At 70.0% G+C, this 14610-nt stretch carries 14 protein-coding genes and 1 rRNA gene; 11 read left to right on the top strand and 4 right to left on the bottom strand.

The window, feature by feature from the left end; translation table 11 throughout:
* Positions 1–26 precede the first annotated feature (26 nt).
* Positions 27–200, top strand: a complete 174-nt coding sequence (locus tag ACFVW8_RS12250; RefSeq protein WP_389688820.1) for a hypothetical protein — start codon at positions 27–29, stop codon at positions 198–200.
* Positions 201–304: 104 nt separating this feature from the next.
* On the opposite strand, the gene ACFVW8_RS12245 is transcribed toward ACFVW8_RS12250, so the two are convergent.
* Complete coding sequence (locus tag ACFVW8_RS12245) at positions 305–1741, bottom strand: MFS transporter (protein WP_389688818.1); 1437 nt, start codon at positions 1739–1741, stop codon at positions 305–307.
* A 185-nt stretch (positions 1742–1926) separates the two neighbouring features.
* On the opposite strand from ACFVW8_RS12245, the gene ACFVW8_RS12240 reads away from it, so the two are divergent.
* Complete coding sequence (locus ACFVW8_RS12240; protein ID WP_389688816.1) at positions 1927–2253, top strand: hypothetical protein; 327 nt, start codon at positions 1927–1929, stop codon at positions 2251–2253.
* Between the two features lie 50 nt (positions 2254–2303).
* Here ACFVW8_RS12240 and ACFVW8_RS12235 read toward each other — a convergent pair whose 3' ends face one another.
* Positions 2304–3431 (bottom strand): MarR family transcriptional regulator, encoded by a 1128-nt coding sequence (locus tag ACFVW8_RS12235; RefSeq protein WP_389688814.1) that lies wholly within the window; start codon positions 3429–3431, stop codon positions 2304–2306.
* Positions 3432–3957: 526 nt separating this feature from the next.
* Between ACFVW8_RS12235 and ACFVW8_RS12230 the strand changes: the two genes are divergently transcribed.
* The 9 genes from ACFVW8_RS12230 to ACFVW8_RS12190 all read left to right on the top strand — a co-directional run bounded on the left by ACFVW8_RS12230 (position 3958) and on the right by ACFVW8_RS12190 (position 13770).
* Positions 3958–4662 (top strand): DUF5701 family protein, encoded by a 705-nt coding sequence (locus ACFVW8_RS12230; protein WP_389688812.1) that lies wholly within the window; start codon positions 3958–3960, stop codon positions 4660–4662.
* 60 nt (positions 4663–4722) lie between these two features.
* Positions 4723–5268, top strand: a complete 546-nt coding sequence (locus ACFVW8_RS12225; RefSeq protein WP_389688810.1) for a GNAT family N-acetyltransferase — start codon at positions 4723–4725, stop codon at positions 5266–5268.
* 100 nt (positions 5269–5368) lie between these two features.
* Positions 5369–6076, top strand: a complete 708-nt coding sequence (locus ACFVW8_RS12220; RefSeq protein WP_389688808.1) for a DUF402 domain-containing protein — start codon at positions 5369–5371, stop codon at positions 6074–6076.
* Between the two features lie 315 nt (positions 6077–6391).
* Entirely contained in the window at positions 6392–6700 is a 309-nt protein-coding gene (locus tag ACFVW8_RS12215) for a hypothetical protein (RefSeq protein WP_024493027.1), read from the top strand.
* A 181-nt stretch (positions 6701–6881) separates the two neighbouring features.
* Positions 6882–7748 (top strand): hypothetical protein, encoded by an 867-nt coding sequence (locus ACFVW8_RS12210; protein ID WP_389688806.1) that lies wholly within the window; start codon positions 6882–6884, stop codon positions 7746–7748.
* Positions 7738–9105 (top strand): hypothetical protein, encoded by a 1368-nt coding sequence (locus ACFVW8_RS12205; protein WP_389688804.1) that lies wholly within the window; start codon positions 7738–7740, stop codon positions 9103–9105. The genes ACFVW8_RS12210 and ACFVW8_RS12205 overlap by 11 nt, the downstream gene beginning before the upstream one ends.
* The gene (locus ACFVW8_RS12200) at positions 9102–10652 is read left to right on the top strand and encodes an SCO6880 family protein (protein WP_389688802.1); all 1551 of its coding nucleotides are present in this window, start codon (positions 9102–9104) and stop codon (positions 10650–10652) included. Before ACFVW8_RS12205 ends, ACFVW8_RS12200 begins: the two co-directional genes overlap by 4 nt.
* A gap of 60 nt (positions 10653–10712) precedes the next feature.
* Positions 10713–12131 (top strand): ATP-binding protein, encoded by a 1419-nt coding sequence (locus ACFVW8_RS12195; protein WP_389688800.1) that lies wholly within the window; start codon positions 10713–10715, stop codon positions 12129–12131.
* A gap of 1 nt (position 12132) precedes the next feature.
* Positions 12133–13770 carry a type VI secretion protein gene (locus ACFVW8_RS12190; protein WP_389688798.1) on the top strand — a complete coding sequence of 546 codons (1638 nt, stop codon included), beginning with the start codon at positions 12133–12135 and terminating at the stop codon, positions 13768–13770.
* 12 nt (positions 13771–13782) lie between these two features.
* Here ACFVW8_RS12190 and ACFVW8_RS12185 read toward each other — a convergent pair whose 3' ends face one another.
* Both ACFVW8_RS12185 and rrf read right to left on the bottom strand, forming a co-directional pair.
* A complete protein-coding gene (locus ACFVW8_RS12185; RefSeq protein ID WP_389688796.1) occupies positions 13783–14340 on the bottom strand; it encodes a GNAT family N-acetyltransferase in 558 nt (185 codons plus the stop codon).
* A 175-nt stretch (positions 14341–14515) separates the two neighbouring features.
* Positions 14516–14610, bottom strand: a 5S ribosomal RNA gene (gene rrf, locus ACFVW8_RS12180); the annotation flags it as partial.

Raw genomic sequence — 14610 nt, 5'->3', positions numbered from 1 at the left:
GCTCCCGGCGTCTGGAGGAAGCGAGCATGCCCGTGGACTTCTCCGGCTGTCCCTACGGTCGGCCGTTCGCCTATCACCGGATGGACAGCATCGGTGCCAGGATCGAACTCGTTGACGTCGCCAGGCAGGCCGACTTCCTCAACGGGTGGCATCCGGGCGGGAAACCGATGCCTGTCATCGACGAGACGCCGAGAGGCTGAGCTCTCGTCGGGCCAGGAACCTCCGCCCCCACCGTTACGGTCCGTGCGCCCAAGCCCTCGTCTTCCGGACCGGGGCGTCGCCGCGAGGATCGAAGCACCAGCGGTCAGGCAGCCGTCGCGTGCTCCTGCTCGCCCGCGCGATCGCGGCGCAGCACCGTCCCGCCCACCATCGCTCCGGTCAGCGCGACTGCTCCCGCCGCCAGGAACGCGGTGTGCAGTCCTCCGAGCGTCGCCGGCGCCCGAGTGGTGGCCGGCGTCAGAGCCTCGGCACGAGCAGCGACGATGGCGCTGAGCCCGGCTACGCCGATTGCACCGATAAAGGTCGGCATCTGCGCCAGGCTTCCAGCAACACCCTGGTCGGACTCGTCGAGTCCGGATGTGATGGTGGTGACGGCAGACACGACAGCCAGCACATGCCCGAAGCCCATCGCCGCCGAAGTACCCAGCAGCAGTGTGAGGTTGCCCTCCGCGGGCAGCATCGCCATGGTGGCGGTGCCCAGACCCTGAGCTGTGAGGCCGAGGGCGGCTGCGGCGCCGGCACCGCGTGCGCTGATCAGCCGCGCTGCAATGGTTCCCGAGATCAGGGCGGCGACACCCTCGGCGGCAAAACCGAGGCCGGTCTGCAGCGCGGTCCAGCCGACGACCTGTTGCATATACATGCTCAGCAGCAGCGTCGCTCCGCCGCACATCCCGAAGGTGATCAGGCCGATCGTCATGCCCCACTTCACGGTGGGACGGCGCAGCAGACGCAGCGGTACGAGCGGCTCGCGGTGGCGCCCCTCGACCGCGAGGAAGCCGCTGAGCAGCACCACGGCGCCGACCAGCGAGGTCAGGGTGGGCAGGCTGAGCCAGCCGGATTCACCGCCGGTGGTGATCCCGTAGACCAGAGAGAAGAGACCACCGCTGCCCAGAATCGCACCGGGTACGTCGAGCCGGGCGGGCCGGCTGTCGCGGGTGTCCCGAACAAGAACAGTGGCAGCGCCGAGGAGTACCAGCAGGCCGATGCCGGAGAGAATGAGCATGGTCCAGCGCCAGTTCAGACCGCTGGTGACAACTCCCCCACCCATCGTGCCGATCACAAAGCCGAGCGACAGAAGTGCGCCGTTGACGCCCAGCGCCCGGGTGCGCTGCGGCCCCTCGGAGAAGGCTGAGGTCATCAGGGCCATCGCCGTCGGCCCGATTGCCGCGGCCGCGATGCCTTGCCCGACCCGGGCGGCGATGAGGAGCGCGGGTCCGGCGGCGAGCCCGGCGAGAAGCGAGAAACCGGTGAAAGCGATGACCCCGGCCATGAACAGCCGCCTCCGACCGGTCAGATCCGACAGCCTCCCGAACAGCGGCATCAGAGCCGCCGTGGGCAGCAGGCAGCCGGTGACCACCCACTGCAGGGCAGCCGGGGTGGCGAAGCCGAGATCGCGGCCGATCTCCGGCAGGGCCACGGTGATGATCGAGTAGTCGAGCCCGGTCATAAAGGTCGCGCCGCACAGGGTGAACAGGACCAGCCACCCACGAGCGCCGAGCGGTATGTGCGTTGCATCCGTCATGCCGACCAGGCTGCGATGCCCCGCAGTTCCCAACCAGCGCCCTGATGAAGGTACATATGGCAGGTGCAGGTTGGACTCCGCAGAAGCACCCGGTGCTCGGCCAGCTGTGCAGATTGTGGTCCTGCTGGAAGCGGCTGAGTATCCCGTCATGGCACTGAGCCGACCGTCCCGGCTACCCTCCGTCCATGGAGCGAGACCACCCCCTCGTTCGCGACGTCTTCCCAGACCTGGTCGCCGAGCTGACCGCCCTCCTGGAGGGTGAGGGGGAACGCGAGCCGGCGCTCTGCGTGTGGGATTTGTGTCTGGTTGACGAGTGCGGCTGCGGTGAAGACTCCTGCCAGAGCGTCCGGACGGCGGATCATCCGCTGGGGCAACCGTATGGTCCGGGCCATAGATGCGTGCCTCTCCTGCCCTCGAAAGGCATGCTGATCCTGGACGTCGTGGACGAACGGATCATGTACATCGAGATACTCGATCGGCCGCCCATGCGCTGTCGCGGTGCACGGCCGTGACGTTCGCCCGAGCGGAGCAAACGACGGTGCGGGCTCAACTCAGATAGCGGTCACGGCGTCTTGAGGAGCTCGCGGAGGCTGCCGACGAGTGCGTGGATATCGCGCTCGGCGGTCGGCTGCTCGGGACTTGCGGCGGTACGGGTGGCCGTGACGGGCGTGCGGCAGGAGTGGCAGAGGCCGTCCGGCAACGCTTCGGGGCGGCCGGGAGTGCCGCATTCGGTGCACTCGGCCATGGGGCGCCGCGTCGGTGCCGCCGTCACGGCCCGGGCGGCCGGGGCGGCCGGCAGTTGGGGCGGGATGTTGTCGCGGAGGCGGCGGCGGAGGAAGCCGACGGGTGAGTCGACGCGTTCGGGGAGCCCGGCGGTGAGGGAACGGGTGAGGTACTCGGCGTCAACGCCTCGTGCGAGCCAGGCTGCGGCAAGGTCTTCGAGGGTGGCGCAGTCGGCGGCGGAGAGGGTGATCCGGGGTTCGCTGCGGCCGAGCTGGGCCAGGGCGAGGTAGGCGGGGGAATGCTGCTCCGGGGGCGGTGACGGGGTGCGCTGCGTCGGCACCGCGGCGGCGGAAACGGGAGCGGCTGGAGCGGGTGCGGGCGGGGCGGGTGCGGGCGGGGCGAGGGCAGGCTCCCGGGCTGATACGACCGGAGCGAAGGCAGGCTCCCGAGCTGATACGACCGGAGCGAGGGCCGACCCCGTGGCGGGTGCGGCCGGGGCGGGCGTCTCGGCGGGCACCCAGGGCGGCGGCGGTGCGACAGCGGCCACTTCCGGTGCGGGCCGGGGCTCCTCGGCGGCGAGGAGGGCGCTCCACCACTCGTCCGAGCGGGAGTTGCGGGACCAGTAGGTGCGGGTGACCCAGCGGACCCGGTCACCACCTGACGCGAGGCAGCGCACCTGCCGCAGGTGCCCAGCGGCCCCGAGGGCCCTCAGCGCACTGCCGACGGCCATCTGCCCGAACAGGGGGAGGCACTTGGCCAGCGACTTGATGTCCATGGCAGCTCCGTCGGGGAGCTTGTCGACGTATCCGGCGATGTACCGCTCCCGCTCGGGCAGCAGCGCGAAGTCGTCGGCGCGGGGCGGGAGCTCGTCGGGTACGGACCGCTTGCCGTAGCCGGGGTTGGCCCGCGGGTACGGGGGCGATCCTTCGGGTGCGCGCAGGGCGGAGCTAGAGTTCTCAACAGCCACGAGATCGGTCCTTCGATCTTGGGGTGAGACCCCGGCCGGTGCTTAGAACACCGCGTCGGGGTCGTTACGTTGAGGGCACGGTAAGCAGCTGCAACGCTGCGTCGCAAGTCGGTCACAAATGGTCATACTTGCTCGTCGGGGCGGGGTAGGTCGGGTGGGGAGGATTCCCCAAAACCCTTCTTTTACCTACCGGTTGTACAACAGCGCTCGACTCCCGAACCTCGAATCCCGGGCCTCGAACCCCGAGCTTCGAGCTCCGGGCCGGGGCCACGCCCCCGTACCCACGAACGAGTGGCCGAGGCGAACGAACCCACCCGGCGCTCGAACCTCGGATCCCGAGGCCCGAGGCCCGAGCTCCGAGCTCCGAGCCCGGATGCCTGCGCACCCAGGCGCCCCGTACGCCCGGACGCCCGTACAACCGGACGCCCGATGTAGGGAACATTCCGACGCCGCTCTCTCGTTACGCCTGCGGCCGTCGACGTCACCCGTACCCAGTCCCCCGTACCCCCGTACCCCGAGGAGCACCGTGCCCGCACCCGCCGCCCCCACCCCCGCCACGGACGACCTCCCCGCACTGCCTCCCCTCAGCACACAGGCCGAGACGCTGATCGGACTCGGGGTGCACGAGACCGCCGGACTGTCGGCTGCCGAGATGCGTGACTTCGCCAAGGCCGCCGAGACCGAGGACGGCGGCCTGCTCGCCGTCCACCCGGACCGGGCCCCCGCCTCCATCGTCGCGCCGCTGCTCCGCCGCGACGGCAAGCCGGGTTTCGTCGTCGTCGACATGCCCGACGTCGACCTCTTCAGCCCTCTCGACACCATCGCACTGCCCGACGCACCGCTCTATGTCCTCACCGACGTCGACCGCGGCGACCACATGGCCAACTGGAGCCCGGACGAGGCACTGCCGGCCCTCACCACACAGCACCGCACCCCTCTGCTGCTCACCGAGGGCCTCCACTGGGTGCTGCAGCAGCCATCCGCCCTGGAACGCAACCGCTGCTTCATGACCATCGGCTCACGGCTGCGCAAGGCCAACGGCGCCTTGGACGCCCGCACCCCCGCGATCTGGATCAGCAACGGCACCGGCCGGGACGGTCGCGAGCGCCGCAACGCTCCCAAGGCCGGCTGGTGCTGGGCAGGCAACCGGCACACCTGGCTGGGCTTCGCCTCCACGACAACCCGCCGCACCCAGGCCTCCGCTGTTCGCGATTCGGGCTCCGGCCGGTGAGTCGACCCGTCGGTCGACGGATCTTGAGCACCTTCGAGCCTGCTGGCTAGATTGACCGGCATGACTGACCCCGGATCTCTCGCCTGGCCACCTGCCCCGATCAAGACCGAGCGGCTCGTACTCCGCGAGTCCGAAGCGCGGGACCGTCCGACGGTCATCGAGCTGACCGCTTCGCCGGAAGTGGGCACGTACCTCGGTGGCCCTCAACCGCGCGCCGATCTCGAACGCACGATGCCGGAGATACCCGGCCGCCGCCCCGGCTTCTTCGTGATCGAGCTCGACGGGACGGCGATCGGCACGATCATGCTCGACTCGCACGCGGAGCGCCCGGGGCACATCCGTCCGGACATCGGAAAGACCGAACTCGGCTACCTGCTCCTTCCGCAGGCGTGGGGACGCGGATACGCCACCGAGGCGTGCGCAGCCGCCCTCGCCTGGTGCGCGGACGCGCATCCCGGTGAGGCGGTGGTGCTCCGCACCCAGACCGCCAACGAGCGTTCGATGCGCCTCGCGGCAAGGCTGGGGTTCACCGAGGTGGAGCGGTTCGAGGACTTCGGGGCTGAGCAGTGGTTCGGCGTGTGGACTTCGCTCACGCCACCTGCTTGAGCGAGCGCGGGCCCGACGGCGCGGATCCTCGGCGCCATCGAGCGGTGGTCCGTGGTCCGCGCACGTGTCCGGCGACCTCAACGCGGGCATGATCAATCTCATGAAAGCGGGCAAGAGGGACGTCTCGAACGAGGGCACGGGACCCGACACCAGCAACCGGGCGAGCGAGCTCGTGCGCAAGGGGCGGGAGCAGGGGCAGATCCTGCGCTGGAACTTCTTCATAGGCGGCCACCTGAGCGCCTCCGTACCGGTGCGCCTCGTCGAACGTACGGCCGCAGGCCAGCTGGTGTGGATGGAGCGCGGTACGCCGATGTGGCGCACCGCCCTCCCCCTCGGCGCCACGCACCTGCGGGACATCGCCCCGCACGAGCGCCCCGCCGAGGGCTACCCCGTCGTCGCGGACCGATGGCCGATGGGCAGCGCGCTCTTCTACCAGCCGACGGGCGCCGCGCACTCCGTTCTGTGGCTCTTCGGCCGCAGACAGAAGTTCCGCGGCTGGTACGTCAACCTGGAGCGGCGGGTCCACCACGGCGACGACATCGACATCACCGACCACGAACTCGACCTCAACGTGGCCCCGGACCGCACCTGGCAGTGGAAGGACGAGCAGTCCTTCGCCGAGAAGACGGGCCACCCCGCGTACTGGACCGCCGAAGAAGCGGTCGCCATCCGGACCGAGGGCGACACAGTGGCACGGCTCGCCGAGTCCGGAACGTTTCCCTTCGACGGCTCCTGGTGCGATTTCCGGCCACCGCCGACCTGGACAACCCCGCCCCGCCCGCCGAACCCCCGTCGCTCGCTCCTGTGAACGATGCGCCCCTCCACCTCACCTCACATGCCCCGATCGGTGCGGTTCGGGCGTCGATGCAGGTCTCGGTCAGGGTGGCGTGATGGCAATCATTGCCCGGCGTCACGCTCCGTGATACACAGAGTAACGATAAGTAATTCGCTCACACACCGATTCGATCCGCAGGTCAGGGCGGTCAGACCGGTCAAATGTGCGAGATCCGGGTAAAGAGAGCCGTCAAGTCGTCGTACGAAGGCAGTTTCATCAGCGAAGATAGAGGGTGACTCGTGCCGTGCGGTACGGGCACTGAACTACCCATCAGGGGCGGTGACTTACATGATCCTGGCAGCTGAAAAGGGCGACATCACCACCATCATCGGCGGAATCGCCCCGAACTGGGGGCCGTTCGGCACCCTGGGCAACGAGGCCCGCGTGATGATCGAGGTGGTGATGGCGATCGCCATCCTGCTCTGTCTCGGCATCGCGATCTGGGGAGCGGCGAAGCAGCGGATCGGCGCGACGGCTCTGCGCGACACGTTCAGCGCCGAGCAGGGCAAGGGGCTGATCGTGGCCGGCCTGACCGGTGTGTTCATCATCGGATCGCTGGGAACCCTGTTCACCATCGTCTACGGGATGGCTGTCTAACCCGCCGTCAGCCCGCCCAGGGGCAGCCCCAGGGCCCGCCCCGCCCCCATCCGTCCGTCGTGCCCACCGGCAGAGGTTGCGTCTCCCTGATGTCGAGTCACCACACCGCGCCCGCGCGGAAACCAGCACGGCTACCGTCGTACTACGCGGTTCAGGCAACGGTTGAGGGGGCGTACGCGGCATGAGTCTCGGCGACGAGGACGGCTACGGCAACGACTCCGGGCGTTCGAACGACGGCTACAGCACCCTCGGCGGTACGCGCCAGACCCGCACCCGCCTCCCCGACGGCCAAGGCGGCGACGGCTACGGCCCCCGCCGCCCGGCCCGCACATCCCGCTCGCTGTTCACGGTCATCGGCGTGGTCGTCCTGCTGCTCGGAGCGATCGCCTTCGCGAACATGGGTGGCGGCGATGGCGGGGGGGACGGTGCGTCGGGAAGCGGCGGCAAGAAGGCCGGCTCGGCTCCGACGGCCCCTACGGGGACGAAGCCGGTGACGGGGAAGAACGGTGACATCGCTTCGGGGTTCGCGCATGACGAGCAGGGGGCGCAGAGCGCGGCCTCCAATTTCGCGGTGGCGCTCGGCTCGGTCGAAATGTTCAAGAAGAACAGCCGCCACACGATCGTGGACGCTATCTACACCTCTACGGCTGCAGCGAAGCTCAGAGGACCGCAGGACGCTGCATACTCCCCCGCATTCCTCGCGAAGCTCGGCCTCGACAGTGATGGCAATGCGCCGCAGGGCAACACATTTGTGTCACGAACCATCCCCGTAGGCACCAAGTTGGACTCCTTCGAAGGCGACACAGCCAAGGTGTCCGTCTGGTACACGGGGCTGATCGGCATGTCCGGTCCGGGGTCCACCGATCCTGTTCGTACCTCCTGGAAGACCTTCACGGTCGAGCTCACCTGGACAAGTGAAGGGTGGAGAGCGGTCAACGACTCCCAGAAGGACGGCCCGGCGCCAGTCCCTGGAGATGTAGCGGCGTCCAGCTCAGACGAGATCAGCAAGGCCGTCGAGGAATACGGAGGCTTCACTTATGCCAGGTAGCCCCCGCCTCCGCTCCGTCGCCGCTGCGCTGGTTGCGGTGCAAACGGCTGTCGTTCTCCTGTCTGCACGGGCTGTCGCCGCACCTAGCCCCTCTCCCTCGCCGAGTTCGGACAACAAGGCCTGCGACCTACTCATCGGCCCCGCTAAGCAGTACTGCGAAGACGGCGACGCCTCCCCCACCTCCAAAGCCCCCAACAGCACCGACCCCGCCCTGGACCCCCTGACCTCCCTGGGCCGCGGCTGTGCCGACGCCGCCGCATGGATCGTCGGCAAGCTCAGCGACGCCGTCAAAAGCACCGCCAACGTCGACTTCACGAACACCCGCTTCCTCCAGCAGTACGCGATCGTCTTCGCAGCCTCCACCGTGCTGACGCTCGTCCTGTGGCTGCTCGCCGTCGCCAAGCGGGCCATCCGCGGAGTGCCGCTCACCACCGCGATCTCCGAGGCCATCGGGTTCCTGTGGCTGACGGTGCTCGCGTCCGCGTTCACGCCGCTGATCCTGTACACGATCGTCTCCGCGACCGACGGCGTCACCGACGTCATCGCCTCGTCGTCCGGCGGGCAGACCGATGTGTTCTTCGGGTCGTTCGCGGAGGCCCTCAAGAAGGACTCCGACATCGGCGGCGGCCCGATCATGCTGATCGTCGTCTCGCTGGTGTCGATCCTCGCCGCAGGCATCCTCTGGCTGGAGCTCGTGATCCGGGCCGCGCTGCTCTACGTCGGCGCCCTGCTCGGAACCGCCGTGTACGCCGGGCTCGTCGACAAGAACATGTGGGGACACGTACGGCGCTGGGCGGGCATCATGATCGCGGTGATCATGGTGAAACCGGTCATCGTCGTCGTGCTCGGGCTGGCCGGCGCGCTGTCGTCGGACGACGGACCCGACGCGTTCTCGGCCGTGGTGTCCGGGCTGTCCATCATCCTGCTGGCGATCTTCGCCTCCGGCATGATCTACCGCTTCGTCCCCGGCTTCGGCGACGAGATCCAGGGTGCACGGACCAACCGCAAGCAGGCCACCGACGGCTCCCAGGCCGCCGCCATGATCAGCTCACCCGCCGCTCTCGTGTCGCAGGGCATCAAGACGCACAGCAGCCGCGGCGGCGGTGGCCAGGACAGCGGCGGCAACAACAGCGGCGGCGGACGCCCGGCCAATCCGGTCAGCGGCGGTGTCGCCGCGCACAGCTCCCGCAACTCCGGGAGCGGGGTCGGCGGCGGATCTGTCCCCTCCGCCGCACCTCCGCCCCGCAGCGGGTCGGGTCCCACCTCCGGTACCCCGCACAGCAGCCGAGGCTCACGCGGAACCGGCGGATCAGGCAGTCCAGGTAACAGCAACCGCACAGGAGGTGGCGGGCGTTGAGCACGCAGTCCCATACGATCGCGCCCCGCCGTACGTATCTCATCGGCCGCGCGCGTCCCAACGCGATGGTCGGCAAGAACCGGGAGACCGGCGAGATCGCCCTGATCATCGCCGGGGCCTTCCTCGGCATGATGAGCGGTCTGCTCGTCCCGGTCCTGTCCATGCGGATCGTGCTGCTCACCGGCTTCCCCCTGCTCGCCCTGGCGATCGTCTACGTCCCGTACAAGCACCGGACCTTCTACAAATGGTTCGAGATCAACCGCAGCTTCAAGCGCTCCCTGCGCCGCGGCGCGGCCTACCAGTCCGGCGCCATGGAAGCGGGCATCAGCGCCGACGGGCGTGAGGTCGAGATCGGACCGCCCCCCGGCATCGGCCGGATCAACTGGCTGGCCGCACCCTTCGGACCGGACGAGATCGCCGTGCTGCTGCACGCCGACCGCCGTACCGTCACCGCGGCGATCGAGATCGAGGGGCCCGGCGTCGGTCTGCGCGACAGCGAGGACCAGGAAGCGCTCGTCGACCGGTTCGGCACCCTGCTCAAGCACGTCGCCAACGGCGACGGCTTCGTGACCCGCATCCAGATGCTGGCCCGCACCCTGCCCGCCGACCCCGACGCACACGCCAAGGACGTCGCCCAGCGCGGCGACAAGGCCTCCCCGGGCTGGCTCCAGGAGTCCTACGAACAGCTCCAGTCGATGGTCTCCACCTCCAGCGAGCAACACCGCGCATACCTCGTCGCCTGCATGGAGTTCGACCGCGAGCTCGCCGCCGAGGCCAACGCCATGGCCCGCGCCGCCCGCCCCCACGGCGGCCGCAAGCTCGACCGGGACGCCGGACTCGCCGTCGTCATGGCACGCGAGCTCACCGACATCTGCGCCCGCCTCGCCGAGGCCGACATCCGGGTACGCCAGCCGCTCGGGCAGAGCCGGCTGGCCTCCCTCGTCCACTCGATGTACGACCCCGACCACCCCATCGACCACATCCAGGCCATGACGAAGCGCAACGCCTGGCCCGCCGAACTGGACGCGGTCGAGCCGACGTTCCTCCAGGCCAAGACCCGCGAGTCGTCCACCCGCGCCCCCTGGTGCCACTCCACGGCCTGGGTGAAGGAATGGCCGATGACGCCCGTCGGCGTCAACTTCCTGGCCCCGCTCCTGGTCCACACGCCCGATGTGATCCGTACGGTCGCGGTCTGCATGGACCTCGAACCCACCGAGATCGCCATCGAGCGGATGCTCACCGAGAAGACCAACGACGACGCCGAGGCCAGCCGCCAGGCCAAGATGAACCGCACCGTCGACCCCCGCGACATCGCCGCCCACGGCCGGCTCGACCAGCGGGGTGAAGATCTCGCGAGCGGCGCGGCCGGGGTGAACCTGGTGGGGTACATCACCGTGTCGTCGCGTTCCCCGGAGTCCCTCGCCCGCGACAAGCGGACGATCCGGGCCTCGGCCGGGAAGTCGTACCTGAAGCTGGAGTGGTGCGACCGCGAGCACCACCGCGCGTTCGTGAACACCCTGCCGTTCGCCACCGGCATCCGCCGCTAGCCGTACACGACCGAGAGCACCGAGAGCACCGAGAGAGACGAAAGGGAGGTCGGTCACGCCATGCGAGATCCGCTGTCCGCGATGTCGGACGCCTTTACCGCCTTCCTCTTCGGGAAGGTGGAGACGACCCGGCTGCCAGTCCGCACCTCGACCGGACAGGCGCAGGCGGTCTATCTGCCCACAGCCGCCCCCGGCCTCGGCGACTCCGGCGTGATCATCGGCCGCGAGGTGTACTCCGGCAAGGGCTACATCTACGACCCCTTCCAGCTGTACGGACAGCAGCTCCCCGCCCCGCACTGGCTGGTGCTCGGCGAGTCCGGGAACGGCAAGTCCGCGCTGGAGAAGACGTATGTGCTGCGCCAGCTCCGCTTCCGCGACCGCCAGGTCGTCGTCCTGGACGCGCAGGGCGAGGACGGCGTCGGCGAATGGAACCTCATCGCCCAGGAGCTGGGCCTGACCCCCATCCGCCTCGACCCCACCTCCGCGCTCAACGGCGGCATCCGGCTGAACCCGCTCGACCCCGCGATCACCACGACCGGACAGCTCGCCCTGCTCCGCACCATCATCGAAGTCGCCATGGGCCACGGCCTGGACGAGCGGTCCGGCTTCGCGCTCAAGGTCGCGCACGCCTTCGTGAACGAGACGACGACCGACCGCCAGCCCGTCCTGATGGACATCGTCGACCAGCTGCGCCACCCCGAGCCCGAGTCCGCCGCGGCGATGAACGTCGACATAGACGACGTACGGGCCTGGGGCCTGGACGTCGCCCTCGTCCTGGACCGCCTCGTCGACGGCGACCTGCGCGGCATGTTCGACGGGCCGACCTCCGCCGACATCGACCTCGACGCCCCGCTGATCGTCTTCGACCTCTCGCACATCGACCGCAACTCGATCGCCATGCCGATCCTGATGGCGATCGTCGGCGTCTGGCTGGAACACACCTGGATCAGGCCCGACCGGAAGAAGCGCATCTTCCTGGTGGAGGAGGCCTGGCACATCATCAACTCCCCGTTCGTGGCCCAGCTCTTCCAGCGTCTGCTGAAGTTCGGCCGACGGCTCGGGCTGTCCTTCGTCGCCGTCGTCCACCACCTCAGCGACGTGGTCGACGGAGCCGCCGCACGGGAAGCGGCGGCCATCCTCAAGATGGCCTCGACCCGCACGATCTACGCGCAGAAGGCCGACGAGGCCAGAGCCACCGGCCGGGTGCTCGGGCTGCCCCGATGGGCGGTCGAGATCATTCCCACGCTCACCCCGGGCATCGCCGTCTGGGACGTGAACGGCAACGTCCAGGTCGTCAAACACCTGATCACCGAAGCCGAACGCCCCCTCGTCTTCACCGACCGCGCCATGACCGAGTCCTCACCGGTCGACCTGCTCCCGGAGGACGTACGCGCCGCCGAGCTGGAAGCGGAGCAGCGCGCGGCACGCATCGAGAACCAGCAGCGGCTCAACGAGTCGTCCGAGTCAACGGTGGCATGACATGGCAGGGCGCGGCACGGCACGGCCCGGTGGCAACGGGGGCGGCAGCGGCGGCATCCCCGACGGGCTGCTGATCGGCCTCCTGGCCTTCCTGCTCGGGCTGACCCTGCTGGCCTGGACGGCCACCGGCCTGGCCGGACTCCTCGCGCACGGCGGCTGGCCGGACGGCGTCTCCCTCGCCGAGACCCCGCTCGCCATGCGCCGCCTGGTGGAGGCCCCGCACGACCTGCCGGCCGCCTGGCCGACGACGCCGGCCGGAGAGCTCTCCGGGTACGGGCTGTTCTGGGGCCTGTTCATCGGCGAGCTGTTGGTGCTCGTGGTGCTGACGATCTTCGTGATGGGCGTGGTCGCCCGCTGGCGCGCCGTACGCGAACGTCAGCGCGCCGAAAGACTCGACCGGCTCGACCGACTCGGACACCAGGAGCGCCCGGAGCCGGAGCCCCTGGAGCGCTCGCCGCAGGCGAAGCGACCGACGTACGCGTACGAGGAGCAGCCACCCGCACCGAAAGGGGTGCAGACACCGGCGCCGGCACCCGCCGCACACACCACCGCCCCCCAGGAGCAGCTGCCCACCTCCGCGGAACACCCCACCGAGCCGCTGCCCCGGCCCGTGCCGCTGCCTGCCGACCCTGCCGACGCCACCGAGGCGCTGTCACGCCTCACCGAGCCCCTGGCGCCCGTCCCGACCGCCGTCCCGTCCCCCCGCACACCCCTCGTCGTCTACGGCCCCGCAGCCTCCCGCCGGCCCACCGCGGTCCAGGCCATCCGCGAGGCCGAAGGGCCCGCGCTCGTCGTCACCTCCGACCCCAGCGTCTGGGCCGAGACCAAGGACGCCCGCGCCAAGCTGGGGCCCGTCCTCGTCTACGACCCGGGCCACCTCTGCGACACCCCGGCCCGACTGCACTGGGCACCCACCGCAGGCTGCGAACAGCCCGACCGCGCGGCCGCCCGCGCCGCCGCCCTGCTCGCCCCGGTCCGGCCGCAGGCCCGCATCGACGCGGCGACGGCCGACACCGCCGAAACCCTCCTGCAGTGCTGGCTGCACGCCGCCGCCGTCGACGGCCGCCCCTTCCGCCAGGTCCACCGCTGGGCCCTGGGCGGCAGCGCGCACGAACCGGTGCGCCTGCTCCGTACCCACCCCAAGGCCGCATCCGGACTCGCCGGACTGCTGGAGTCCGCGCTCACCGCCCATCCCGAACGCCGCGAGATGGCACAGGAACTGACCGTCCGGGCCTTCGGCGCCCTCTCCTCCGTCCACATCCGCGAAGCCTGCACCCCCAACCGGGCCGACGCGCTCGCGCTGGATTCCTTTGCGGACGAAGGGGGAACGCTCTATGTGGTGGGTGAACCCATCGAGAACCCCCGGTCGGGCCCCGGAGCGATGCCGCTGCTCACGGCGCTCGCCTCAGACGTGGTCGAGCACGGCCGCCGCATGGCCGCACGGTCATCCGGCGGCCGGCTCGACCCACCAATGACGCTCGTCCTGGACGACGTCGCGGCCGTCGCACCGCTCCCCCGGCTCCCGGAGCTGCTGGCGACCGGCCAGGAGCAGGGTCTGCCCACCGTCGCCCTGCTCCGCTCCGCCGAACAGGGACGCGCCCGCTGGACCCAGCAGCTCCGGACCCCGAGCACCCCCTGACCCACCGGCCCGTTACGGCCGTGCCACCGCGTACTCCAGCTCCCGCGCCGTCGGATCGCCCGGCATCGGCACGGTCGTCCCGGTCGGCGCGAATCCGATACGGCGGTAGAAGGCGGATGCCCGCGGGTTGTTCTCGTGCACATACAGCCGTGCGCGTTCGATCCGCGGCTCCCCCAGCGACCACGCCCACTCCAGGGCGGCCCGGAACAGCGCGTCGGCCACGCCACCACCCCGCGCCTCGGGCCGGACGAACACCCCGACCACATGGGCCTGGTGGACAACGGCCGCCTCACCGAAGCGCACCTCGTCGTCCGGGCGCTCGATCAGCACCGTCGCGGTGCCCGCCCAGCTCCCGTCGGGCGCCTCGGCGATGAACTGCCGCACCCGGCCCTCACCGTCCTCCGACGCGCCCAGCGCCCGCTCCCGGTAGAAGTCGTCGCTCTGCCCGAGGCCCTGCTCGTACGTCTCCAGGAAAGCCACCGGGGCCACCGGATCCTGCAGCGCGGCCAGTCGGATCTCCTTGGCCTGCTGCCACTCGTCGGCACGCACCGGGCGTATCACGTAGCCCATACGCCGATCCTGACCCGCCGCCTGCCGCCGCGCAAAGCACTTTCGCCGCATCCAAATGCTCGGAGCTTCCGGCTGCATGAGGCTTACGCCCACAGGCGGCCGGCCCGAGGGCCGGGAACGGGCCCGGAACGCAGAAAACCCCCGTGCCAAAGGCACGGGGGTTTCCACAATAATTGTTCGGCGGCGTCCTACTCTCCCACAGGGTCCCCCCTGCAGTACCATCGGCGCTGAAAGGCTTAGCTTCCGGGTTCGGAATGTAACCGGGCGTTT

It is taken from the genome of Streptomyces sp. NPDC058221, assembly GCF_042882365.1.
GTDB lineage: Bacteria > Actinomycetota > Actinomycetes > Streptomycetales > Streptomycetaceae > Streptomyces.
This window is presented reverse-complemented; position numbering and strand designations above follow the sequence as displayed.